Origin of the sequence: Streptomyces sp. NPDC051219, from assembly GCF_040682335.1 — a bacterium.
In the GTDB taxonomy this organism is placed as follows: Bacteria; Actinomycetota; Actinomycetes; order Streptomycetales; family Streptomycetaceae; genus Streptomyces.
On the sequence record NZ_JBFBAS010000014.1, the window covers coordinates 115,623 to 139,848 of the forward strand.

General features: G+C 69.9%; 21 protein-coding genes. 6 read left to right on the top strand and 15 right to left on the bottom strand.

Translation table 11 applies throughout. The features are described 5' to 3' along the window. Positions 1 to 26 precede the first annotated feature (26 nt). The gene (locus AB0M62_RS18360; protein WP_366075237.1) at positions 27 to 890 is read right to left on the bottom strand and encodes a DUF4429 domain-containing protein; all 864 of its coding nucleotides are present in this window, start codon (positions 888 to 890) and stop codon (positions 27 to 29) included. 131 nt (positions 891 to 1,021) lie between these two features. On the opposite strand from AB0M62_RS18360, the gene AB0M62_RS18365 reads away from it, so the two are divergent. Continuing rightward, a complete protein-coding gene (locus AB0M62_RS18365) occupies positions 1,022 to 2,617 on the top strand; it encodes a beta-N-acetylhexosaminidase (protein ID WP_366075238.1) in 1,596 nt (531 codons plus the stop codon). 61 nt (positions 2,618 to 2,678) lie between these two features. On the opposite strand, the gene AB0M62_RS18370 is transcribed toward AB0M62_RS18365, so the two are convergent. The 11 genes from AB0M62_RS18370 to AB0M62_RS18420 form a co-directional block, all read right to left on the bottom strand. Beyond that, complete coding sequence (locus AB0M62_RS18370; RefSeq protein WP_366075239.1) at positions 2,679 to 4,466, bottom strand: IucA/IucC family siderophore biosynthesis protein; 1,788 nt, start codon at positions 4,464 to 4,466, stop codon at positions 2,679 to 2,681. After that, complete coding sequence (locus AB0M62_RS18375; protein ID WP_366075240.1) at positions 4,463 to 5,032, bottom strand: GNAT family N-acetyltransferase; 570 nt, start codon at positions 5,030 to 5,032, stop codon at positions 4,463 to 4,465. Before AB0M62_RS18375 ends, AB0M62_RS18370 begins: the two co-directional genes overlap by 4 nt. Next, on the bottom strand, positions 5,029 to 6,324 hold the full coding sequence (locus AB0M62_RS18380) for a lysine N(6)-hydroxylase/L-ornithine N(5)-oxygenase family protein (RefSeq protein WP_366075241.1): 1,296 nt from the start codon (positions 6,322 to 6,324) through the stop codon (positions 5,029 to 5,031). The genes AB0M62_RS18375 and AB0M62_RS18380 overlap by 4 nt, the downstream gene beginning before the upstream one ends. Further along, positions 6,308 to 7,828 (bottom strand): aspartate aminotransferase family protein, encoded by a 1,521-nt coding sequence (locus tag AB0M62_RS18385; RefSeq protein ID WP_366075242.1) that lies wholly within the window; start codon positions 7,826 to 7,828, stop codon positions 6,308 to 6,310. The genes AB0M62_RS18380 and AB0M62_RS18385 overlap by 17 nt, the downstream gene beginning before the upstream one ends. Positions 7,829 to 8,019: 191 nt before the next feature. Continuing rightward, entirely contained in the window at positions 8,020 to 8,904 is an 885-nt protein-coding gene (locus AB0M62_RS18390; protein WP_366075244.1) for a siderophore-interacting protein, read from the bottom strand. Between the two features lie 34 nt (positions 8,905 to 8,938). Beyond that, a complete protein-coding gene (locus AB0M62_RS18395) occupies positions 8,939 to 9,970 on the bottom strand; it encodes an ABC transporter substrate-binding protein (RefSeq protein WP_366075245.1) in 1,032 nt (343 codons plus the stop codon). 124 nt (positions 9,971 to 10,094) lie between these two features. Then, positions 10,095 to 10,298 carry a hypothetical protein gene (locus AB0M62_RS18400; protein WP_366075246.1) on the bottom strand — a complete coding sequence of 68 codons (204 nt, stop codon included), beginning with the start codon at positions 10,296 to 10,298 and terminating at the stop codon, positions 10,095 to 10,097. A gap of 487 nt (positions 10,299 to 10,785) precedes the next feature. Next, positions 10,786 to 11,946, bottom strand: coding sequence for an acyl-CoA dehydrogenase family protein (locus AB0M62_RS18405; protein ID WP_366075247.1), 1,161 nt, complete (start codon positions 11,944 to 11,946; stop codon positions 10,786 to 10,788). A gap of 2 nt (positions 11,947 to 11,948) precedes the next feature. Then, complete coding sequence (locus AB0M62_RS18410) at positions 11,949 to 12,887, bottom strand: hydroxymethylglutaryl-CoA lyase (protein WP_366075248.1); 939 nt, start codon at positions 12,885 to 12,887, stop codon at positions 11,949 to 11,951. Then, the gene (locus AB0M62_RS18415; protein WP_366075250.1) at positions 12,884 to 14,920 is read right to left on the bottom strand and encodes a biotin carboxylase N-terminal domain-containing protein; all 2,037 of its coding nucleotides are present in this window, start codon (positions 14,918 to 14,920) and stop codon (positions 12,884 to 12,886) included. The genes AB0M62_RS18410 and AB0M62_RS18415 overlap by 4 nt, the downstream gene beginning before the upstream one ends. Before the next feature lie 8 nt (positions 14,921 to 14,928). Beyond that, positions 14,929 to 16,545: a carboxyl transferase domain-containing protein gene (locus AB0M62_RS18420; protein WP_366075251.1), complete on the bottom strand. Its 1,617-nt coding sequence runs from the start codon at positions 16,543 to 16,545 to the stop codon at positions 14,929 to 14,931. An 89-nt stretch (positions 16,546 to 16,634) separates the two neighbouring features. On the opposite strand from AB0M62_RS18420, the gene AB0M62_RS18425 reads away from it, so the two are divergent. From AB0M62_RS18425 to AB0M62_RS18440, 4 genes are all read left to right on the top strand, one after another. Continuing rightward, positions 16,635 to 17,237, top strand: coding sequence for a TetR/AcrR family transcriptional regulator (locus AB0M62_RS18425; RefSeq protein ID WP_366075252.1), 603 nt, complete (start codon positions 16,635 to 16,637; stop codon positions 17,235 to 17,237). Positions 17,238 to 17,355: 118 nt separating this feature from the next. After that, positions 17,356 to 18,141 carry a phosphatase gene (locus AB0M62_RS18430; RefSeq protein ID WP_366075253.1) on the top strand — a complete coding sequence of 262 codons (786 nt, stop codon included), beginning with the start codon at positions 17,356 to 17,358 and terminating at the stop codon, positions 18,139 to 18,141. Between the two features lie 69 nt (positions 18,142 to 18,210). After that, positions 18,211 to 18,420, top strand: coding sequence for a type II toxin-antitoxin system VapB family antitoxin (locus AB0M62_RS18435; RefSeq protein ID WP_366075254.1), 210 nt, complete (start codon positions 18,211 to 18,213; stop codon positions 18,418 to 18,420). Next, entirely contained in the window at positions 18,417 to 18,839 is a 423-nt protein-coding gene (locus AB0M62_RS18440; RefSeq protein ID WP_366075255.1) for a PIN domain nuclease, read from the top strand. Before AB0M62_RS18435 ends, AB0M62_RS18440 begins: the two co-directional genes overlap by 4 nt. Before the next feature lie 16 nt (positions 18,840 to 18,855). Here the strand turns inward: AB0M62_RS18440 and tesB are convergent, their stop codons facing one another. The 3 genes from tesB to AB0M62_RS18455 form a co-directional block, all read right to left on the bottom strand. Beyond that, complete coding sequence (gene tesB, locus AB0M62_RS18445; protein WP_366075256.1) at positions 18,856 to 19,731, bottom strand: acyl-CoA thioesterase II; 876 nt, start codon at positions 19,729 to 19,731, stop codon at positions 18,856 to 18,858. A 28-nt stretch (positions 19,732 to 19,759) separates the two neighbouring features. Next, positions 19,760 to 20,917 (bottom strand): acyl-CoA dehydrogenase family protein, encoded by a 1,158-nt coding sequence (locus tag AB0M62_RS18450; protein WP_366075257.1) that lies wholly within the window; start codon positions 20,915 to 20,917, stop codon positions 19,760 to 19,762. 100 nt (positions 20,918 to 21,017) lie between these two features. Next, positions 21,018 to 22,550: a PucR family transcriptional regulator gene (locus AB0M62_RS18455; protein ID WP_366075258.1), complete on the bottom strand. Its 1,533-nt coding sequence runs from the start codon at positions 22,548 to 22,550 to the stop codon at positions 21,018 to 21,020. A gap of 119 nt (positions 22,551 to 22,669) precedes the next feature. Between AB0M62_RS18455 and AB0M62_RS18460 the strand changes: the two genes are divergently transcribed. Beyond that, positions 22,670 to 24,148 carry a sodium:solute symporter gene (locus AB0M62_RS18460; RefSeq protein ID WP_366075259.1) on the top strand — a complete coding sequence of 493 codons (1,479 nt, stop codon included), beginning with the start codon at positions 22,670 to 22,672 and terminating at the stop codon, positions 24,146 to 24,148. Positions 24,149 to 24,226 lie beyond the last annotated feature (78 nt).

Sequence of the window (24,226 nt, forward strand, 5' to 3'; positions counted from 1 at the left end):
CCTGCCCGATTCCGGGCAGTATGGGGTCAGAATCGTCGGAGTACCGCCTGTTTTGCCGCCGAGAACTCGTCCGCGGTCAGGATTCCGGCCTGGTGCAGCTCGCCCAGCTCCCGCAGTCGGCGCAGCAGCGCGTCATGATCAACCCCGTCGGCCGCCGGCGCGGCCGAAGGTCCGGTCGCCCTGTCCTGGGCCAGCGGGTGCGCCATGCGTACGGTGACGGCCGCGGCGACCAGCGCCATCAGTGGGTCCTTCCTGAAGCCGTACAGCTCCACGGCGTGCGGGTCGTACTTCGGCGGCGCCTTGGTGGCCCCCTTGGTGAGCACGAAGCGCAGGTAGCCGTTCTCCAGCCCGGCGGCCGGGTACCACTCGACCGAGGAGATGTCGGAGACCGGGAAGACGCGGGTGCCGTTGGAGCTCTTGGCCTCCTCCGTCTTCCAGTTCCACTCCAGGCGTACCTGGTCCCCGTCGAAGGAGGCCGTCCCGTCGCCCGCGCCCACGGTGACCGGTACTGAGGGGCCCGGCAGCAGATAGCGGTCGACCGGGCCCTGCGGCACCTGGTCGAGCAGCAGGGCGTTGCGCACCTCGTCGACGAAGTATTCGGCGACGCCCGCCCGGTCCGATTCGACACTCAGCTGGTACGGGTCCGAGGCGTCCGGCAGCTTGCCGCCGGTGACCTGGAGCAGCGGGTCGGAGCCCTCGCGCAGCCGCAGCCGCAGCCGTCCGGACTTGCGGCCCGCCTCGTACGAGACACCGGCCAACGCCCCGAGCGGGACCGCCACTTCGCCGAGCGTCTGGCGCAGCAGGCTCACGCCCTTGTCCCGGCCCGGCACTATCCGCACCGTGTCCCCGTAGAAGGTCCACGTCCCGTCCTTCTGGATGATTTCCGCCATGCGCGGATTCTTCCATTCGGGGCAAGGAGAAGTGGTCTACACCTTGACCGCGGTTGAGGCAGACGGTACGCATGGTGACCGTTCGGTTGCTCAGAACCACAGTTGCGAAGCCCGTCGAAGGGACCCAGCTCGTGAGACAGCACAGAACGTTCCCCTCGTTGTTCGGCTCCCTCCTCCTTGTCGCGGCCACTCTTTCGTGTGTCGGCGCCGCTTCGGCCGGCGACTCCCCGGCCACCGCGTCCGTCCCGCCGCTCGCCCGCGTCGTTCCGGCGCCCGCCTCGGTGGAGAGCGGCGGACCGTCGTACACCCTCACCGCCCGGACCCCCATCCGGGTCGACGACGGCTCGCGCGAGGCCCGCAGGATCGGCTCCTATCTGGCCGACGTCCTGCGTCCCTCGACCGGGTACGCGCTGCCGGTCACCGGCCGGGACGGCCGCGACGGCATCCGGTTGCGCCTCAGCTCCGAGGCGCGCGGGCTGGGGGAGGAGGGGTACCGCCTGGAGTCCGGACGCCGGTCGGTCACCATCACCGCGCGTGGGCCCGCCGGGCTCTTCCACGGCGTCCAGACACTGCGGCAGCTCCTGCCGGCGTCGGTCGAGAGGGACACCCGCCAGCGCGGGCCGTGGAAGGTGGCGGGCGGCACCATCACCGACACGCCGCGGTACGCCTACCGCGGCGCGATGCTCGATGTCTCCCGCCACTTCTTCACCGTCGAGCAGGTCAAGCGTTATATCGACCAGATGGCGCTCTACAAGGTCAACAAGCTGCATCTGCACTTGTCCGACGACCAGGGCTGGCGGATCGCGATCGACTCCTGGCCGCGGCTGGCCACGTACGGCGGTTCCACACAGGTGGGCGGGGGCCCCGGCGGCCACTACACGAAGAAGGACTACAAGGAGATCCTGGGCTACGCGGCCTCCCGCTACCTGGAGGTCGTCCCGGAGATCGACATGCCCGGGCACACCAACGCGGCACTCGCCTCGTACCCCGAGCTGAACTGCAACGGCGTCGCCCCGCCCCTCTACACCGGTACGGACGTCGGCTTCAGCTCACTGTGCGTGCCGAAGGACGTGACGTACGACTTCGTGGACGACGTGGTCCGCGAGCTGGCCGCCCTGACCCCGGGCAAGTACCTGCACATAGGCGGCGACGAGGCGCACTCCACCAGCCACGCGGACTACGTGGCGTTCATGGACAGGGCGCAGGCCGTCGTCGGGAATTACGGCAAGACGGTAGTCGGCTGGCACCAGCTCGTCGGCGCGAAGCCGGTGCCCGGCGCGGTCGCGCAGTACTGGGGACTGACCGGCGAGGAGAAGGAGGTCGCGGACGCGGCCAGGGCCGGCACCAAACTGGTGCTCTCACCCGCCAACCGTGCCTACCTCGACATGAAATACCACAAGGACACCCCCCTCGGTCTGGCCTGGGCGGGCTATGTCGAGGTGCAGAAGTCGTACGACTGGGACCCGGGGACGTACATCAAGGGCGCCCCCGCCTCGTCGGTCCTCGGCGTCGAGGCACCCCTGTGGTCGGAGACCGTCTCCACCAGTGACCACATCGAGTTCATGGCCTTCCCGCGGCTGCCCGGCATCGCCGAGCTGGGCTGGTCGCCCGCGTCCTCGCACGACTGGGACACGTACAAGGTGAGGCTCGCGGCGCAGGGTCCCCGGATGTCGGCGCTCGGGATCGACTACTACCGGTCGGCCCAGGTGCCCTGGCCTGCCGAGTGAGATGAGAGAGCGGGCGCCCGTGAGGGACCTGGCACGGGCGCCCGCCGGCTCTCGGTCGCGCTCAGCGGCGCGCGAACCGGGCGATGGGGTTGACCAGGGTGCCGACGAGCTGGAGGGCGCCGGACGGATCCTGGAGGTCGACCATCTGCTTGTTGTTGCGCAGCTGCAGCCGGTTGAGGCAGGACAGCGCGAACTCCGGTGCGTACATGTCGTACTGCTTGAACTTGTCCGCCAGGTGCGGAACCGAGTCCTGGTAGTCCGCCACACAGTCGGCGACGGCCCGCCAGAAGGTGTCCTCGTCCACGATGCCCTCGGTGGCGAGGGCGCCCCCGAGGAAGCGGAAGAAGCAGTCGAAGACGTCGGTGAACAGCGACAGCAGTTTCATGTCCTCGGGGACTTCCGCGCGGATCCGCTCGACGGCCGGCGGCAGCACGGCGGCGGGGTCCATCACACAGATCTCCTCGGCGATGTCCTTGAAGACCGCCCGCTCGACGGCACCGTCCTTGAGTACGAGGATGACGTTCTCGCCGTGCGGCATGTAGACGAGGTCGTACGCGTAGAAGCTGTGCAGCAGCGGCGTCAGATACGCGTGCAGATAGCGCCGCAGCCACTCCGCCGGCTCCAGCCCCGACCGGGTGATCAGCGCGCCCGCCAAGGACGCGCCCTCGTGGTCGGTGTGCAGCAGGGACGCCATGGTGGCCAGGCTCTCGCCCGGCGCCAGCGATGGCACCGGGCTCTCCCGCCAGAGCGCGGCGAGCATTTTGCGGTACGGCGAGTAGCGGTCGGTGGCGGCCTCGTACTGGCGGTGGTGGTATCCGATGGCGGCGCGCTCCCGGATGATCGAGAAGCGGGCCGCCCGGAGGATGTCGTCGCTCGCGATCAGACCGGCCAGCCAGTCGTTGATGGCCGGGGTGGCCTCCATGTACGCCGCCGAGAGCCCCCGCATGAAGCCCATGTTGAGGACCGAGAGGGCGGTTTTGACGTAGTGCTTGGCCGGGTCGCTCGTATTGAAGAACGTGCGGATGGACTGCTGTGCCAGATAGCTGTCGTCGCCCTCGCCCAGGAAAACCAGACGCCGCTGCGCGACCTCGGCGGCGAACGTGACGGAGAGCTTGTTCCACCACTGCCACGGATGGGCGGGGAAGAGGTAGTAGTCGGCCAGGTCCAGGCCCAGGCCGGCCATCGTCCCCGCGAACCGGGCGTGCTGTGTCTCGCTCATCTCGGCGCGGACCAGCGCGTCGTAGTCCAGACCCGCGCCCGCCGTGAAGGTGGCGTGGTCGCGGTGCGCCGCCAGCCAGACCAGTTTGGTGCCGGCGGCCGCTTCGGGGGCGTACGCGTGGTACTCGTGGACGCCGAACCCGAGCCGGCCGTTGTTGGCCACGAAGCAGGGGTGGCCCTCGGTCATGCCGGTCTCGATGGCCTGGAAGCCGGCCTCGCCGAGGTCCGCCGCCGGGACCTGCTCCTTGGTGAGCTTGTACGCCGTCCCGGACAGGGTCGAGCTGATCTCCTCCAGATAGACCGGGAGGATCTCGTCGCTCAGCTCCAGCGCGCCACGCATCTCGAGGAAGAAGTCCAGCGCGTCCACCGGGAGTTCGTCGCCGTCGCGGTGGCGGGTGACGGACTCGGCGAACACCTGCCAGTGGTCGAGGGCGAAGACTCGGGCGGTGAACCGGTACTCGGTGCCGCCGTCGTCGCTTCGTACGGCGTACCGGTTGTCGGCGACCAGCTCAGGGGTCAGCAGCCGTTCGTGCGAGAACTCGGCGAGGGCCTTGCGGACGAGTTGCCGGTTGGCCCGGGCCCAGAGCTCGGGGGTGAGGTGGGCGACCGCCTCCTGCTGGGCCGTCGTCATCGCGTCGCTCCCCGGGTGGCCTCGAACTGCTCTCGCGTACACACGCTCAGGTAGGCGTCCTTCTCGGGCTTCGCGATCCGCTCGACGATCTCGAAGCCGACGGCTTTGTTGAGCGCGTGGACGGCGGCGTTGCGCACGTCCGGCTCGACGACGACGCGCCCGGTCGCCGGGTCGTCGAACAGCGCCGCCATCACGGTGGTGATCACGGCATGTGTGAAGCCGTGCACCGGGGTGTCGGACGGTGCGACGAGGAAGTGCATGCCGACATCGCCCGGCTGCGCCTCGTACAGACCTTTCAGCTCGACCTCGGCCGGGTTGTAGCGTTCCATGAGGAAGGTGGGCCGGCCCTCGTGCAGGCCGATGAACGCGTCGTGGTGCTCCGCCGCGGCGATGGCCATGTACTCCCGCTCGACGTCGGGCAGCGAGGCGTCCTGCATCAGCCAGAAGGCGGCCTTGGGGTGGGTGACCCAGCCGTGCAGCAGTTCGGCGTCGGCGAAGGGGTCGAGGGCGCGTACGGCGAACTCGCCGAGCGTCGTGTCGGTGCGGGAGAAGAATATGTCCGTCATACGAGGGTGCCCTCCGGGGCGGCGAACTCCTGGAACGCGATGGACTTCTCGACCGTGTAGTGCTCTCGGCCGAGCAGTTCACCGATGATGTACGCGTTGCGGTACGCGGCCATGCCCAGGTCGGGCGAGGTGATGCTGTGGGTGTGGACGGCGGCGTTCTGCAGGAAGATCCCGCGTCCAGTGGTGTCGATGCTGTAGTTGCGGGCCACGTCGAAGCGGCCGCGACCGTCCCAGCGGATGCGGTCGTGGAGGGGTTCCAGGAAGGCCGGCGGAGTGTAGCGGTAGCCGGTCGCCAGGACCAGGCCCTCGGTGACGAGGGAGAAGTCCCGTTCCTGTTCCTCCTGGCGCAGGCCTAGGGTGTACGTACCGGTCGCGGCGTCGTAAGCCGCCTCGCTGAGCGCCGTGTTGGTCATCAGCCGCGTCGGGACCGGGCCCTTGAGGTTCTTCTGGTAGAGCAGGTCGAAGATCGAGTCGATCAGGTCCGAGTCGATGCCCTTGAAGAGACCTTTCTGCCGGCTCTCCAGCTGGTAGCGGGTTGCCTCCGGGAGGGCGTGGAAGTAGTCCACGTACTCCGGAGAGGTCATCTCCAGCGTGAGCTTGGTGTACTCCAGCGGGAAGAAGCGAGGGGACCGGGTGACCCAGTTCAGCCGGTAGCCGTGTACATCGATTTCGGAGAGGAGGTCGTAGTAGATCTCCGCGGCGCTCTGGCCGCTGCCGACCAGCGTGATGGACTTCTTGGCCTGGAGGGCCGCTTTGTTGTCCAGATAGCGCGAGTTGTGGATGAAGTCTCCGCCCAGGTTCCGGCAGGCTTCCGGGATGTGCGGCGGGGTGCCGGTGCCCAGGACCAGGTGGCGGGCGCGGAACGTCTCGCCGTCCTCCGTGCGCACGGCGTAGAGCGCGTCCTTCTCGTCGTACTCGACGGACGTCACCGTGGTGCTCCAGCGGACGCTGCTCAGTTTGCCGGCGGCCCAGCGGCAGTAGTCGTTGTACTCCGTCCGCAACGGATAGAAGTTCTCCCGTATGTAGAAGGAGTACAGCCGCCCCGACTCCTTCAGGTAGTTGAGGAAGGAGTACGCGGAGGTGGGGTCGGCCATCGTCACCAGGTCCGACATGAACGGCGTCTGGAGGTGCGCACCTTCGAGGAACATGCCGGCGTGCCATTCGAAGCCCGGCTTGGACTCCAGGAAGAGACCGTCGAGCTCGTCGATCGGCTCGGTCAGACAGGCGAGTCCCAGGTTGAAGGGGCCGAGCCCGATGGCGATGAAGTCGTGGGGCTCACGAGGCGTGGACAAGGGCTTCTCCCAGGTACTGGCTTGCGTGCTCGGCCAGGAGGTCGAGGACGACGGCGATGTCGCCGGTGGTCGTCTGCGGGTTGAGCAGGGTGAACTTGAGGTAGTGGCTGCCGCCGACCTTGGTGCCGGCCACAACGGCCTCGCCGGAGGCGAACAGGGCCTTGCGGGCGTACAGGTTGGCCCGGTCGACGAGCGCCGGGCCGGCGACGCCCTCCGGCACGAAGCGGAAGACGAGGGTGGAGAGCTGGGGCTGGACGACGACCTCGAACCGGGGGTCCGCGTCGAGCATCTTCCAGCCCTCGGCAGCCAGTTCCACGACCTCGTCGAAGAGTTCGCCGACGCCGTCCGCGCCCATCACGCGCAGCGTCATCCACAGCTTGAGGGCGTCGAAGCGGCGGGTGGTCTGGATGGACTTGTCGACCTGGTTGGGGACGCTTCCCTCTATCCCGTGCGCGGGTGCTGCCCCGGCCTCGGCCATTGGGCGCGGGTTGAGGTAGTCCGCGTGGTAGGTCGCGTGGCCGAGCGTGGCGCGGTCGCGTACCAGTACCGCACTCGAACTGACCGGCTGGAAAAAGGACTTGTGGTAGTCCACGGTCACCGAGTCGGCGTGCTGGATGCCGTCCAGCAGGTGGCGCCGGGTGCGGGAGACGAGCAGTCCACAGCCGTACGCGGCGTCCACGTGCATCCAGGCGCCGTGCTGTCCGCAGAGCCGGGCGATCTCGGGAAGCGGGTCGATGGAGCCGAAGTCGGTGGTGCCCGCGGTGGCGACGACGGCCATGGGGAAGAGGCCCTCGCGCTCGCAGCGTTCGAGTTCCCGGGTGAGTGCGACGGTCTGCATCCGCTTGTTCTGGTCGCACGGGACCGAGATGACGGATTCGTAGCCCAGTCCGAGCATGGCGGCGGACTTCTTGACGCTGAAGTGGCTGCACTCGGAGGCGAATATCCGCAGCTTGGGCAGGATCTCGGCCTTGGCGAGCTCATGCCCTACGTAGTCGGGGTGCTTTTGAACCAGTCGGCAGGCCTCGTCCCGGGCGAGCAGCAGGGCGTGGAAGTTGGACTGCGAACCGCCGCTGGTGAACACGCCGTCCGCCGCGGTGCCGAGGCCGATGCGCTCGGCTGTCCAGTCGATGAGCCGGCGCTCTATCAGAGTGCCGCCGGCGCTCTGGTCCCATGTGTCCAGCGAGGAGTTGACGGCCGAGAGCACCGCCTCGCCGACGACCGCGGGGATGACCACCGGGCAGTTGAGGTGGCCGAGGTAGCGCGGGTGGTGGAAGTAGACGGCGTCGCGCAGGTAGACGCTCTCGAGTTCGTCGAGGGCGGCGGCCGGGTCGTGCAGCGGCTGGTCCAGATCGATCGAGGAGATCACCGGAGCGAGCTGGTCGACGGCGACACCGGTGTGGGGCCGTTCGGTGGTCGCGAGTTTGGCGGCCACCCGCTCGACGCCCTCGGTGACGGAAAGTCTGTACTGCTCCGCGGTCGTCTGGTTGAGCAGATGCGAGCGCATCAACTGTCCTCCGGGGTGAGGGAATTCGTCACACCCTCCGGGCAGGAAGGAAAGCGGGGGGCGAGGGCGTGGCGTCGAAGTGAGGTTAGCCTAACCTAAGTTCGAGCCGGAATCACCCTCGCCCCCTGTGGGACGCACGCGTTGTCCGGATCCCTGCCTGAAAACGCCGGAAGGCGATGAGAACCAGTCGCTCAGAAGGCCTGGTCGTTCGAGCCGCTGCCCGAGAGGGCCTCGGCGAGGAGTTGCTCCTCGCTGAGGCCAAGTCGCCAGTAGCCGACGAAGGTGACCGACCTGCGGTCGAACCCGCGCTCCTGGACAAGATGGCGCCGCAGCGCCCGCACGCTGCCGGACTCGCCCGCCATCCACGCGTACGGCGTCCCGTCGGGCAGCTCGGCGGCGCGCACCTCGTCCACGACGCGGTCGGTCCGCTCGCGGCCCTCTCCCTGGCTCCCGCGGACGATCCAGGTGATCTCGGCGTCGGCGAGCGTGGGCAGCACGAGGCGGTCGTCCGGATGCGGGACCTCGAGCCACGCCCTGACCTTGCGGTCGCGTGGCATCCGGTCGAGGATCGCCGCCGCCGCGGGCAGCGCGGTCTCGTCCGCGAACAGCAGCACCCAGTCGGGGTCCTGCGGCGGGCGGAAACGTATCGCGGTGTTGTCCGCGACGGCCGGACCCAGCACCCTCACCCGGTCTCCGGCCGAGGCCCGGCCCGCCCAGCGGGAGGCCGGGCCGATGTCACCGTGGAGGGCGAAGTCGATGTCGACCTCCTCCCGCGGCTCGCGGCGCTGCTCGCGGCAGGTGTACGACCGCATGACCGCCCGCTCGTCCGCGGGCAGCGCCCGCCACGCGGCGAACCACCCGTCACCCTCCTCCACCGGTACGACCGGGACGTCCTGGTGCGGATGCGGCAGGAACAGCGACAGGCTCTGGTCGTAACCGCCGGCGGCGAAGTCCTTCAACTCCTCGCCGCCGAAGGTGATGCGGACCAGCGAGGGGCCGAGGCGGCGCGTCCGTACGACCCGCAGGTCGAAGAATCGGAAGGGCGTGATCGCGGGGGCGGGGGCGGTGACGGTCATGCGGAGGTCTCCCTCGGCTCGGGACTGCTCGGTGTCAGCTGACCTTCTTGGCCTTCTTGATGGCCTCGGCGAGCTCCTCGAGGATCGGCGCGCACTTGGCGTACGAGAAGATCGGCTCGGTGACGCGCGGGGTGATCTGACCGGCCTTCACGGCGGGCAGCTGGGCCCAGGTCGGCTTCGCCTTGAGCGCCTCGGGCTGGAGCTGTGAGGTGCGGTTGTCGAGCATGATCAGGTCGGCCTTGTACTTGTCCGCGTTCTCCCAGCTGAGGCTCTCGAAGAAGCCGCCGGCGTCGAGCTTCGTCGGGACGACGAACGTGACGCCCAGCTCCTCGAAGTAGCGCAGGTCGGCAGAGGTCTTCGGGGTGGAGACGTAGAACAGGTCGGCCGCGGCGGAGCCCGCCAGCACCTTGATGCCCGGGTTGGACTTGGCCGCCTCGCGGACGCTCGCGGCCGCCTTCTCGAAGCGGGTCTTGGCGTCGACAACAGCCTTGGCGTTCAGGTCGGCGCCCAGGGACTTGGCGAGTTCGGCGGTGCGCTCCAGCGGCTTGGTCAGAGAGACGTCGCCGCCGACCGCGATGGCGACGCTGGGGGCGAGTTTGAGGATCTTGTCCTTCGACTCGTCCGGCACGTACCAGAGGGCGTCCTTCTCCCAGGTGTTGGTGATCAGGACGTCGGGCACCAGAGCCGCGTACTTCTCGACGTTGAACTCGCCCCAGACGTTGCCGAGGATCTCGACCTTGGAGATGTCGAGGTCGCCGGCCTGGACGTCGGGCTTGCCGTCCTGGAGCTTCGTCGGTCCGAAGACGCCCTTGACGCCGATCCCGTAGTCGTGGAGGGCGGCAGCCGTACCGATGAAGGCGACAATGTTCTTCGGGGTGCTCTTGGTGCTCGCCGTCTGGCCGCGGTCGTCCTTGAAGGACCACGGACCGGCCTTGTCGGCGCCCTTGTCCGAGCCCTTTTTCGAGTCGCTGTCGCCGCAGGCGGCGAGCAGCGCACCAAGGCCGAGGGCGCCGCCCGCGGCAAGCAGGCCGCGACGGGAGAAGTGGGAAGCTCGGGCGTGATCCATGAGGGCGTCTGCTTTCGTACGTGCGGGTTCCGTCCGCCGGACAAGTTCGAAGGTAGGTTAGCCTAACCTCATCTTTTGTCCAGGGGGGTGGCCCGCCGCAACGTGGCAGCGCGTCAGCTCGGTGTCAGCTCAGGGCGTGCAGGGAGTTGACGAAGGCATTGACATCGGAGTCGGGTACGACGAAGGCCAGCAGGTAGGCGGAGTCCTGGAAGTTGTCCCGGATCGCGCCCCGGAGGTCGGTCGCGGCGGATGGAACGGCGACCTTCATCGCCGAGGCGGCCTCCTGGGCGCCGCCCTTCCGCCACTTCCAGCCGCGGCCTTCCTGCACGGCGTCACCCCGCGTCGAAGAGCGACGTCGCTCCCCACAGGAGTCCCAGCGCGATGAAGATCCCGCACAGGGTGAAGAGGGCGTATCTGATCCGGCTGCGCCGGCCCGCGATGGGCGTTCTCAAGGGTTCTCCTCCTGCCCCGGGACGGGGTCCTCGCTCGTGCCGTCGCGTCAAGGATCGTCCCGGAAGGGGCCCGGCGCGGGGAGGCGCGCGCCTCGGCTGACCGCGATCCGTAGGGCATCGCGTAATGCACCGCTCGACTCTGTGGCAAGCAGGCACGGTGCCGCGGCCCGCCAGGCAAGGGCGAGCGGCTGCCGGACGGTTGACGAGTCGGCGGCCGCACGCCACGCCGCGCCTCCTGAGCGAGACGGGCAATGCTCGGCGCGCTGCCCACCCGTTCTCCACCAGCACGAAGACGGTGTGGGACACGCGGAGGGCCGGCCTCCTGGCTGAGGAGACCGGCCCACGGGGTCCGTGCTGGATGGGTCAGGCCGGCAGGCCCAGCTCACGGGCGATCAGCATGCGCTGGACCTCGCTGGTGCCCTCGCCGATCTCCAGAATCTTGGAGTCGCGCCACATGCGGGCCACGGGGTACTCGTTCATGAAGCCGTAGCCGCCGTGGATCTGGGTGGCCTCGCGCGCGTTGTCCACCGCCACCGTCGACGAGTAGAGCTTGGCGAGCGCCGCCTCCTTCTTGAACGGCTCGCCGTGGACGAGCCGGGAGGCCGCGTCCCGCCAGGAGATGCGCGCCGTGTGGGCGCGCATTTCCATGTCCGCCAGTTTGAACTGGATGGCCTGGTTGTCGCCGATCGGGCGGCCGAACGCGTGGCGCTCCCTGGCGTACTTCAGCGACTCGTCGACGCAACCCTGCGCGAGACCCGTCGCGAGCGCCGAGATGGCGATGCGGCCCTCGTCGAGGATGCGCAGGAACTGGGCGTATCCGCGGCCCTCCTCACCGAGGAGGTTGGCGAGCGGCACCCGGACGTCGGAGAAGGACAGCTCGCGGGTGTCCGAGGCGTTCCAGCCGACCTTGGAGTAGGGGGTGGCCACGGTGAAGCCCGGGGTGCCGGACGGGACGATGATCGAGGAGATCTCCGGACGGCCGTCCGCCTTGCGGCCGGTGACCGCCGTGACCGTGACGAGGGCCGTGATGTCCGTACCGGAGTTGGTGATGAAGCACTTGGAACCGTTGATCACCCACTCGTCGCCGTCCCGGACGGCGGTCGTCTTCGTACCGCCCGCGTCCGAGCCGCAGTCCGGCTCGGTCAGGCCGAAGGCGCCCAGTATTTCGCCGGAGCACAGACGCGGGAGCCACTCGCGCTTCTGCTCCTCCGTGCCGAAGCGGTAGACGGGCATGGCGCCGAGGGACACGCCCGCCTCGAGGGTGATGGCGACCGACGAGTCGACCCGGGCGAGTTCCTCGAGGGCGATGCCCAGGGCGAGGTAGTCGCCGCCCATGCCGCCGTACTCCTCGGGGAAGGGCAGGCCGAACAGGCCCATGCGACCCATTTCGCGGACGATCTCGTACGGGAACTCGTGACGCTCGTAGAAGTCGCCGATCTTCGGCGCGACGACGTCGTGCGCGAACTCCTCGACCGTGCGGCGGAGTTCCTCGTGTTCGGGGGAGAGGCGGTGGTCGAGCGACATTGCTACGACTCCTTGTGGGAGAGGGCGCGGACGGTGCGGGAAGGGCTGGGTCGGCCCAGTTGTTCGGCCATCCACACGCTGGTGGCGGTGAGCCGGCCGAGGTCGACCCCGGTTTCGATGCCGAGGCCGTGGAGCATCCACACGAGGTCTTCGGTGGCGAGATTTCCGGTCGCGCTCTTGGCGTACGGGCAGCCGCCCAGACCGCCGGCGGACGCGTCCACGGTGGTCACCCCGTGCTGGAGTGCGGCGAGCGTGTTGGCGAGGGCCTGGCCGTAGGTGTCGTGGAAGTGCACGCCGATGGTGTCGGTGCGCACGCCCTTCTCGTTCAGTGCGGCGAGAAGGGACAGCACATGGCCGGGTGTGGCCACGCCGATGGTGTCGCCCAGGCTCAGCTCGTCGCAGCCGAGGTCCATGAGCTGCTTGGCGACCTGGACGACCTGAGCGACGGGGACGGGTCCCTCCCACGGGTCGCCGAAGCACATCGAAAGGTAGCCGCGGACATGGATCCCGGCCTCCCGGGCGCGGGCGACCACCGGCTCGAACATGGCGAGTGATTCGGCGATCGTACGGTTGAGGTTGCGCGCGGCGAAGGTCTCGGTCGCGCTGCCGAACACCGCGATCCGGCGGGCGCCGAGGGCCATGGCGCGGTCCAGGCCGCGCGCGTTCGGGACCAGTACGGGGAGAGTGGCTCCGAGCCCGTCCAGCATGGGGAACAGCGCTTCCGCGTCGGCCAGTTGGGGCACCCACTTGGGGTGCACGAAGCTGGTCGCCTCGATGGTTGAGAGCCCGGCGCCCGCCAGACGGCGGACGAACTCCGCCTTGATCTCGGTCGGTACGACGGTCTTCTCGTTCTGCAGGCCGTCGCGCGGGCCCACTTCGTGGATCCGGACGCGTGGGGGGAGACCCGCGCCGGGGATCTCCATCGGCAGTCCGCCGGTCATGACGGGTCCTCCTCCTCGTGCGGGGCGACCACGGCCAGGACCTGGTCCATGGCGACGGTGCTGCCCGGGATCACGTCCAGCTCGGTGACGGTGCCGGCGTGCGGGGCGGAGATCACGTGCTCCATCTTCATCGCCTCGACGACCAGCAGCCCCTGCCCTGCGGCGACCTCGTCGCCCACGGCGACCTTGACGACCGTGACGGTGCCGGGCATGGGGGCGGTGAGCGAGTCCGCGCTCCCGGCCCGGCCCGCGCCGGCGAGGGCGGCGACGACCGGATCGTGGACCTGGACGTGCCAGCTGTCCCCGTCCCGGCCGAGCCAGACGCCGTCGGGCGAGGGGGCGTGACTGAAGGTGTGCGTGGCACCGTCCCACTCGACGGTGACGCGGGTGCGGGGGCTCTCGCCGCCGACCAGCCGCCCCCTTCCCGGTGCGGCTTCGCCGCCCGGCGGTACGTCGCCGACCAGGACCTCCGTGCCCCCGGCTCCACCGCGCAGGCGGACGGTCACCGGGTCGTGCCCTGGCACGCGTACGTGGCGGACCGTCCACGCGGGGGTACCGCCCAGACGCCAGCCGCTCGCGACCGAGAACGGATCGACCCAGCCCGTCGCCGGGGCGGAACCCCCGGCTCGCAGCAGCGCGGCTGCCACGTACACCTCGTCCGGGACCCCGTCGGGCACCAGCCCGTCCGCGTCCCGCTCCACCAGACCTGTGTCCAGGTCGCCGGAGACCACTGACGGGTGGGCCAGCAGGCGGCGCAGGAAGCCGGCATTGGTCGGTACGCCCAGGGTGACCGTCTCCGCCAGGGCCGCACGCAGCTTGCGCAGGGCGGTCGGGCGGTCCGGGGCGTGGACGACGACCTTGGACAGCATGGGGTCGTAAAGGCTCCCGACCTCGGTGCCTTCGGTGAGGCCGGAGTCGGTACGCACGCCGGTTCCCCGGGGTTCGTGCAGCGCCAGCACCGTGCCACCGGAGGGAAGGAAGCCGCGCGACGGGTCCTCCGCACAGATACGGGCCTCGACCGCGTGGCCGGTGAGGGTGACGTCCGCCTGGCCGAAGGGGAGTTGTTCGCCCGCGGCGACCCGCAGCTGCCATTCGACCAGGTCGAGGCCGGTGATGAACTCGGTCACCGGGTGCTCGACCTGGAGCCGGGTGTTCATCTCCATGAAGTAGTACGAAGCGGGGTCGTTGCCCGGGACGATGAACTCCACCGTGCCCGCACCCCGGTAGCCGCAGCTCAGGGCGGCCTGGACCGCGGCCTTGCCCATCGCCGCGCGAGTGGCCTCGTCCAGCAGGACCGAGGGCGCCTCCTCGATGATCTTCTGGTGCCGGCGCTGGAGGGAGCATTCGCGCTCACCGAGGTGGACCACGTTGCCGTGGGCGTCCGCCAGGACCTGGATCTCGATATGGCGGGGCCGGTCGATCCACCGTTCGACCAGCAGCGTGTCGTCGCCGAAGGAGCCGCGCGCCTCCCGTCGGGCCGCGGCGATCTCGTCGGCGAGCAGGGCCTCGTCGTGGACCAGCCGCATACCCTTGCCGCCGCCGCCCGCCGAGGGCTTGAGCAGCACCGGCATGCCGATCTTCCGTGCCGCGGCGGCCAGTTCGTCGTCGGTCAGTCCGCTGCCGGACGAGCCCGGGACCACCGGCACGCCTGCCGCCCGGACCGTCTCCTTGGCGCGGATCTTGTCGCCCATGAGGGCGATGGCCCGCGGCGGAGGTCCGATGAACGCGATCCCGGCGTCCGCGCACGCCTGCGCGAAGGCCGCGTTCTCGGCGAGGAAGCCGTAGCCCGGGTGGATGGCCCGGGCGCCGGTCCGGCGGGCCGCCTCCAGCAGCCGCTCGGCGCTGAGGTAGCTCTCCGAGGCGGCCGCCGGGCCGATCCGCACCGCGGTGTCGGCCTCCCGTACATGCCGGGCGTCCGCGTCGGCGTCGCTGAAGACGGCCACCGAGCGGATGCCCTGCTCCCGCAGGGTGCGGATGACCCGTACCGCGATCTCGCCACGATTGGCGACGAGGACTGTGTCGAAAGTCGTCATCTGGTCACTCACATCCGGAAGACGCCGTAGCCGGGCTCACCCAGCGGGGCATTGGCACACGCGGTCAGGGCCAGACCCACCACCTGGCGGGTCTCGAGCGGGTCGATCACGCCGTCGTCCCACAGCCGGGCGGTCGCGTAGTAGGCGTTGCCCTGGGTCTCGTACTGGGCGCGGATCGGGTCCTTGAAGGCCTCTTCCTCCGCCGTCGGCCAGTCCTCGCCGCGCGCCTCGATCTGGTCGCGCTTGACGGTGGCCAGCACCGAGGCGGCTTGCTCGCCGCCCATCACCGAGATCTTGGCGTTGGGCCACATCCACAGGAAGCGAGGCGAGTAGGCCCGGCCGCACATCGAGTAGTTGCCCGCGCCGTACGAGCCGCCGACGACCACCGTCAGCTTCGGTACGCGCGTGCACGCCACCGCGGTGACCATCTTGGCGCCGTGCTTGGCGATCCCGCCCGCCTCGTAGTCCCGGCCGACCATGAAGCCGGAGATGTTCTGCAGGAAGAGCAGCGGGATGCCGCGCTGGTCGCACAGCTCGATGAAGTGCGCGCCCTTCTGGGCGGATTCGGAGAAGAGGATGCCGTTGTTGGCGACGATGCCGACCGGATGTCCGTGGATCCGGGCGAAGCCGGTGACGAGGGTCGTGCCGAACTCGGCCTTGAACTCGGCGAACCGGGAGCCGTCGACCAGCCGCGCGATGACCTCGCGGACGTCGTACGGGGTACGGGAGTCCACCGGCACCGCGCCGTACAGCCCGGCCGGGTCGACCTTGGGCTCCTCCACCGGCTCGACGGACCAGGGGAGCCCGCCGCGCTCGGGCAGGGTGGAGACGATCGTACGGACGATCCGCAGCGCGTGCGCGTCGTCCTCCGCGAGATGGTCCGTGACGCCCGAGACCCGCGAGTGGACCTCGCCGCCGCCCAGCTCCTCGGCGGTGACGACCTCGCCGGTGGCCGCCTTCACCAGTGGCGGGCCGCCCAGGAAGATCGTGCCCTGGCCGCGCACGATGACGGCCTCGTCGCTCATGGCCGGGACGTACGCGCCGCCCGCCGTGCAGGAGCCGAGCACCGCCGCGATCTGCGGAATGCCGGCGCCGGACATCCGGGCCTGGTTGTAGAAGATCCGGCCGAAGTGGTCGCGGTCGGGGAACACCTCGTCCTGCATCGGCAGGAAGGCGCCGCCGGAATCGACCAGGTAGAGGCAGGGGAGACGGTTCTCCAGGGCGACCTCCTGGGCCCGGAGGTGCTTCTTGACGGTCATCGGGTAGTACGTGCCGCCCTTGACCGTGGCGTCATTGGCGACGATCACCACCTCGCGGCCGCTGACCCGCCCGATGCCGGCGATCACGCCGGCCGCCGGGGCCGCCCCGCCGTACATCCCCTCGGCGGCGAGTGGTGCCAGCTCCAGGAAGGGCGACCCGGGGTCGAGGAGGGTGTCCACGCGGTCCCTCGGCAGCAGCTTTCCGCGTGCCGTGTGCCGGTCGCGGGCCCTCTCGCCGCCGCCCAGCCGGGCCGCCGCCAGCCGGGCCCGCAGCCCGTCGGACAGCTCTTGGTGGGCGGCCTCGTTGGCCCGCCAGGCTTCGGACGCCGGATCGGCGGCGCTCGCCAGCACTGGTGCCTGCTGCATCCCTCGAGCTCCCTTGCTCGGTTAATGAGCGTTAACGTTGTTTCCCTTAGGTTAACGAGCGCTAACAGCCCTGTCTAGAATGAATTCCCATGAGCACCAGGACCGCGGCCCCGACCCGCCGTGAGCAGATCCTCAAGGAAGCCGCCCGCCTCTTCGCCGAGCGCGGCTTCCACGGCGTCGGCGTGGACGAGATAGGGGCCGCCGTGGGCATCAGCGGTCCCGGTCTCTACCGCCACTTCGCGGGCAAGGACGCGATGCTCGCCGAGCTGCTCGTCGGCATCAGCGACCGGCTGCTGACGGGTGGCAGGTACCGGGTGGCGGAGCGCGCGCAGAACTCTGCCCCGCCCGAGGCGCTGCTGGACTCGCTCATCGAGGGCCACATCGACTTCGCCCTCGACGACCGTCCGCTCATCACTCTCCACGACCGTGAGCTGGACCGCCTGCGGGAGAGCGACCGCAAGCTGGTGCGCCAGCTCCAGCGGCAGTACGTCGAGCTGTGGGTGGAGACCGTACGCGAGAGCTATCCCGCCCTTGCCGAGGCCGATGCCCGGGCCACCGTGCACGCGGTCTTCGGGCTGCTGAACTCGACTCCGCACCTCGGACGTCCGGGCGCTCTCCCCGGGCGTACCGCGACGGCGGAACTGCTGCACCGGCTGGCGCGCGGTGCCTTCGCGGCGGCAGCCGGCTCCTGAATCGCCCGCGTCCGTCGCGAGGTTGGCGGGGCGGTCACCTCGGCGGCCACGGCCCGGCGAGCCGTCCAGCGTTCGGGACAACCGGCCTCCGGGCCGTGGCTGACGGCACAATGGGCACATGCCGATACCCAGCCGTGCCGCCCTTGTCGAACACCTTGTCCGCACCCGTATCGCCGGTGATGTCGCCACTCCGCGCGACAACAACCTCTCCCACTACCGCAAGCTCGCCAACGGCGACCGCCATTACTGGCTGGGCCTGGAGCTCGGTGACCGCTGGACCGATGAGCAGGACGTGCTGGCCGTCATGGCCGAGCGCTGTGGTGTCAATGACGACCCCCAGTACCGCTTCGGTCAGGACACGATCGACCCGGAGCTGACGGTCGACGCCCTCGACCGGATGGCGGCGCGGCTGCGCAAGGCCGCCGCGGCCAAGGAGCGTGTGCTGTTCGCCACCGGACACCCGGGCGGCCTGCTGGACGTGCACCGCGCCACGGCCGCCGCGTTGCGGGCGGCCGGCTGCGAGATCGTGGTCATTCCCTCAGGCCTGACGGCCGACGAGGGCTACGTCTTCCAGTTCGCCGACGTCGCGGTGCTGGAGCGCGGCGCGACCCTGTGGCACACGCACTCGCCCGAGCCGATGGCGGCGATTCTCGACGGCCTCGCGGCGGAGGGCCGCCCGCTGCCAGACCTGGTGGTCGCGGACCACGGCTGGGCCGGGTGTGCCGGCCGGCGCGGGATCGACGCCGTCGGGTACGCGGACTCCAACGACCCGGCACTGTTCCTCGGCGAGGCCGAGGGCACGCTCCAGGTGACGGTCCCACTGGACGACCACGTGACGGACCCGCGCTTCTACGACCCGATGACGGCGTACCTGCTGAACGCGGCGGGGCTGGCGGTCGACTGAGGGCAAGGTGGCGGCGTCTCCTAGTGGCAACATATGCTACATATGCCGTTGACCTAGGGAGGATATGCAATGTCGAATCTCTACGTCGAAGTCGATGACGACGCGCTGAGCGAGGCTGCTTCGATACTGGGCACCACCACAAAGAAGGACACGGTGAACGCGGCTCTGCGGGAGGTGGCGCAGCGTCACCGGCGTCTCAGGGCGCTGGAAGAGCTCGCGGCCATGGGTGACCGCGGGGACTTCGACATCCTCCTGGACAAGGACAACTACCGTCGATGAGTCCGGTCACCCACCTCATCGACACTTCCGCGGCTGCCCGGGTCCTCACCAATAAGGCCGTCCGGGAGCGCTGGAGCGGACATCTCGCCGAGGGCGTGATCGGACTGTGCGACATCACCGAACTGGAGATGCTGATCTCGGCCCGGTCGTTGGCCGATCGGCTTTCCAAGGAGGAGTTGCTGGCAACTCTCTTCAACTGGACGCCCGTACCCGACGACGTTCTCCGGCGGGCCCGGACCGTACAGCGGATGCTGACCGAACGCGGTGAGCACCGCAGCGCCGGCCCGGTCGATCTGCTTGTCGCGGCTACCGCCGAACTGGCAGGGCTCGCGGTTCTGCACTACGACGCGGACTTCGAGACCGTCGCCAGGGTCACTGGACAGCCCACGGTGTGGGTAGCGCCTCCTGGATCGGTATGACTCGGTCCACGGCAGGTCAGCTGCGCGGGACCCGGACCACGCCCTCCTGGATCACCGAGATCGCCAGCCGGCCGTCCGCCGTGTAGATCCTGGCCTGGCCGAGACCGCGGCCGCCGTGCGCGGACGGCGACTCCTGGTCGTACAGCAGCCATTCGTCGGCCCGGAAAGGCCGGTGGAACCACATCGCGTGGTCCAGGCTCGCGCCCACCACATCGCCGACGGTCCAGCCGCCGCGCCCGTGCGCGAGCAGCACCGAGTCGAGCAGCGTCATGTCGGAGACGTAGGTGGCGAGGCAGACGTGCAGCAGGGGGTCGTCCGCCAGCTTGCCCTGGGTGCGGAACCAGACCTGCGAGCGGGGCTCGCGCGGCTCACCCACGCTGCCCCAGGGCGGTGTGTCCACGTAGCGCAGGTCGACCGCGGACCGGGCTTCGATCATCCGGTCGACGACTCCCGGGTCGCTGAAGATGTCCCGGTACCGGGGAAGCATCTCGGCGGCGGTGGGCAGCGATTCGGGGTCGGGCGCGTGTGGCATGGCCGCCTGGTGATCCAGGCCTTCCTCGTACGTCTGGAAGGACGCCGAGAGGTGGAAGATCGGGTGCCCGTGCTGGACCGCGACCACTCGCCGGGTCGTGAACGACCGGCCGTCGCGGATCCGGTCGACGGTGTAGACGATCGGCGCGCCGGGGTCTCCGGGCCGCAGGAAGTACGCGTGCAGCGAGTGGGCGGTGCGGTCCTCGGGGACCGTACGGCCGGCGGCGACCAGGGCCTGTGCGGCGACCTGGCCGCCGAAGACGCGCGGCACCAGCGAAGGGCGGCTGGTGCCGCGGAAGATGTCCTGCTCGATCTGCTCGAGATCGAGCAGATCGAGCAGGGACTCCAGGGATTCGTTCATGATTGAACAGTAGGGCAGTCGAACTGGCCTACAGTCCCATCGACTTGGCGATGATCGACTTCATGACCTCGCTGGTGCCGCCGTAGATCCGGTTGACCCGGTTGTCGGCGTACAGGCGGGCGATCGGGTACTCGTTCATGTATCCGTAGCCGCCGTGCAGCTGCAGGCAGCGGTCGATCACGCGGTGCGCGACCTCGGTGCAGAAGAGCTTCGCGGACGCGGCCTCGGCGGCCGTGAGCTCGCCGGCGTCCAGGGCCTCCAGGGCACGGTCGGCCACGGCCTCGGCGGCGTCCACCTCGGCCTGGCAGGCGGCCAGCTCGAACTTGGTGTTCTGGAAGGAGGCGACCGGCTTGCCGAAGACCGTGCGGTCGGTCACGTACTGCTGGGCGAACCGGACGGCGGCCTTGGCCTGCGCGTACGCGCCGAACGCGATGCCCCAGCGCTCGGAGGGCAGGTTCTGGCCGAGGTAGTAGAAGCCCTTGTTCTCCTCGCCGAGCAGGTCCTCGACCGGGACCTTGACGTCGACGAAGGCCAGCTCGGCGGTGTCGGAGGTGCGCAGACCGAGCTTGTCCAGCTTGCGGCCGACCGAGTAGCCCTCCGACTTGGTGTCCACCGCGAACAGCGAGATGCCGAAGCGGCGGTCGTCCTCGCGCGGGGCGGAGGTGCGGGCGCACACGATCACACGGTCGGCGTGCACGCCGCCGGTGATGAAGGTCTTGGCGCCGTTGAGGACGTAGTGCGTGCCGTCCTCCGAGAGCTTGGCCGTGGTCTTCATGCCCGCGACGTCGGAGCCGGTGCCCGGCTCGGTCATCGCCAGCGCCCACATCTCCTCGCCGGTGACGAACTTCGGCAGGTAGTTCTTCTTCTGCTCGTCGGTGGCCAGCAGCTTGATGTACGGCAGGGCGAGCAGCACATGCACGCCGGAGCCGCCGAAGTTGACGCCCGCGCGCGAGGTCTCCTCGTAGAGCACGGCCTCGAACTTGTGCGTGTCCAGGCCCGCGCCGCCGAACTCCTCGGGAACGTTGATGCCGAAGACGCCCAGCTCGCCGAGCTTGTAGTAGAAGTCGCGGGGCGCCTGACCGGCGGCGAACCACTCGTCGTAGACGGGGACGACCTCGGCCTCGATGAAGGCACGGATGGTCTCGCGGAACGCCTCGTGGTCCTCGTTGTAAACCGTACGGCGCACGGGACGCCCTCCTTCGTCGGCACTGGTCAGCTTGTCTAAGCGCTTGCTCAGAAAAAGTTACCCGGCAGTCACACACGCTGTCCAGAGGCGGTCGCGCACATCACAGCCAGCGCAGCGCGAACCACAGATCCATCCGGACATCCGGGTCGTCCAGGTCCGCGTCGAGCAGCGTGGCGCAGCGCGCGATGCGCTGCCGCACCGTGTTGCGGTGCACCCCCAGGGACGCGGCCGTACGGTCCCAGCTGCCGTGCAGCGAGAGCCAGCCGCGCAGCGTCTCGGTGAGCGCGGGGGAGTCCGCGATCGGCGCCAGCCGGGTCCGGGCGTGAGCGCGTGCCTCGTCCGGCGCGACCAGCGCGGAGAGACCTGCCTCGCGGTGCCGCACGAGGCCCGCGCGGCCCGCCTCGGCGCGGCGCAGGGCCCGGTGCGCCTGGGTGTCGGCGGCGGCCAGGTCCGTGGCCGCCGCCGGAGCGCTGACGCCCAGGATCCAGCCGGGCTGCGGGGTGACCTCCCGGTCGGTGACGATCCGTACCGTCGCGCCTTCGGCGTCGACCAGTGCGCTGCCGAGGGCCGCGCCGAGGGCGGACGCGGCGAGCGGGGACGCGGCGAACGGGGTGCCGTCCCCGCCGCTGCCCCCGTCCCCGCCGCTGTCCCCGGTGCTCCGGTCCCTGCCCAGGCTCCGGCCTTTGCCTCCGGCGCGCGCGTGGACCACCGTCCACGGGCCCGGCCCCAGCAGCGGGGCCACCTCGTCGGGCGCGGCCCCGAGCAGCAGCCGGACCAGCGCGGCCGACCGGCCCGCCGCGTCGGCACCCTGATGGGGCGCGGTGAGCAGGGACAGCAGGACGGCCGCGACCCCGGCGATGGTGTGGTCACCGGACTCGCGGCCCTCCGTGGCGACACCGAGGACGAGCCCCTGATTCCCTCCGAGGGCGTACGCGGCCAGGTGCGCGCCCCCGGCGGTGTCGGTTGCGGAGGACGGCGCTGCCCGGGGTGGAGCCGGGGTCACCACCTGCGCCAGGCGGGCCAGGGCGGCACGGGCCCCGGCGGGCGGCGGCCGGTCGGCGGCCTGGAGTTCCGTACCGTCCGGGGCGAGCAGCACCGTCCAGCCGCCGACCCGGGCGGCCAGCTGGCGCAGTACCGACGGCACCGGGTCGGGCCGGGCCGCGGCGGTGGCCAGGCCCTGCTGGGCCCGGGTCACCCGGCGCAGCTCATGGGTGCGGGCCTCGGCCATGAGCCGCCACACCGCGCGGGCGATCGCGGTGAACGTGGTCTTCGGCGGGACCTCCAGCAGCGGCAGGCCGTGCCGTTCACACGCTGCCGTCAGCGCCTCCGGCACGGTGTGGTGCACCGGCGCGAGGCCGAACCCGAGCGCCGCCGCGCCCGCCTCGACGATCCGTGACACATAGAAGTCGAGGTGCGCCTCGACGTCGGCTGCCTCCGCGAAGTGCACCCCGGCGCTCAGCAGCAGCTCCCCGCCGAGCAGATACGGGTACGGGTCACCCATCTCGGAGGTGTGCACCCAGTGCACGGCGACCTCGTCGGCCGGCGGCCCCGCGACCTGGCGCAGCCCGAGATCCCCGTACGCCAGCAGGGCGGGCAGCGGGATGGGCGGAGTGGGCGGGGCCAGGTCCGGCATGATGGACGGTCCATCCATAGGGCGCGTCAAGGATGTATGAAAAGTACACTTCAGCGCTGCTTTTCAGCCACCTATCGTCATCCCACGCAAGCGTCCCGCGGATGAATGGAGGAAGGCCCATGGCTGTCGACTACGCGGTGATCGTCGTCTATCTGGCCGGCATGCTGGCCATGGGCTGGTGGGGCATGCGCCGCGCCAAGTCCAAGAGCGAGTTCCTGGTCGCCGGCCGTCGGCTCGGTCCCTGGATGTACTCGGGCACCATGGCCGCGATCGTCCTCGGCGGTGCCTCCACCATCGGCGGTGTCGGCCTCGGCTACAAGTACGGCCTCTCCGGCGCGTGGATGGTCTTCACCATCGGCCTCGGCCTGCTTGCCCTGTCCGTCTTCTTCTCCGCGCGGATCGCTCGGCTGAAGGTCTACACCGTCTCGGAGATGCTCGACCTCCGCTACGGCGGCAAGGCCGGCGTCATCTCCGGCGTGGTGATGTGGGCGTACACGCTGATGCTGGCGGTGACCTCGACCATCGCCTACGCCACCATCTTCGACGTGCTCTTCGACATCAACCGCACCGCCTCGATCGTCCTCGGCGGCACGATCGTCGTCGCGTACTCGACGCTCGGCGGCATGTGGTCGATCACCCTCACCGACATGGTGCAGTTCGTGGTCAAGACCATCGGTGTCCTGCTGCTCCTGCTGCCGATCGCGGTCGTCAAGGCGGGCGGCTTCAGCGAGATGAAGGCGACTCTCCCCACCGAGTACTTCGACCCGCTGGGCATCGGCGGCGAGACGATCTTCACCTATGTCCTGATCTACACGTTCGGCATGCTGATCGGGCAGGACATCTGGCAGCGCGTGTTCACCGCGCGCAGCGACAAGACGGCCAAGTGGGGCGGCACGGTGGCCGGTACGTACTGTCTGGCGTACGCACTGGCCGGTGCCGTCATCGGCACCGCGGCCAAGGTCCTCTACCCCGACCTCGCCAACGCCGACGACGCCTTCGCCACCATCGTCAAGGACGAACTGCCCATGGGTGTGAGGGGCCTGGTGCTGGCCGCCGCCCTCGCCGCGGTGATGTCCACCTCCTCCGGCGCACTGATCGCCTCCGCGACCGTCGCCAACAACGACATCTGGTCACGGCTGCGCGGTGCCGTCTCCCGGGACGGCGCCAAGGAGCACGACGAGGTGAAGGGCAACCGTGTCTTCATCCTGATCATGGGTGTGGCCGTGATCCTCATCGCCATCCAGCTCAGCAGCGTGCTCGAAGGCCTCACCGTGGCGTACGACCTGCTGGTCGGCGGACTGCTGGTGCCGATCCTCGGCGGACTGCTGTGGAAGCGCGGGACGGTGTACGGCGCGCTGGCCGCCGTCGTGACCGGCGGCCTGACAGTGATCGCGCTGATGTGGAAGTTCGGCATCCTTGCCAACGAGCCCGTCTACTACGGCCTGCTGGCCTCGCTCGCCGCCTATCTGATCGTCTCCCTCGCCACAAAGCCGACCGACGAGGCCATCCTCGTCGCCTGGCGGGAGCGGCTGGCAGGCCGCGGAGCCGAGGAGGACGAGGAGCCGGTGGCCGAGACCGTCCCGGCGGCCACCCCCTGAGACCGGGTCCCGGCCCGCTGCCCCCGTGCGGGCCGGGACCCACCCCCGCCCTGTGCCCCCGCAAGGGGGTACAGGCAC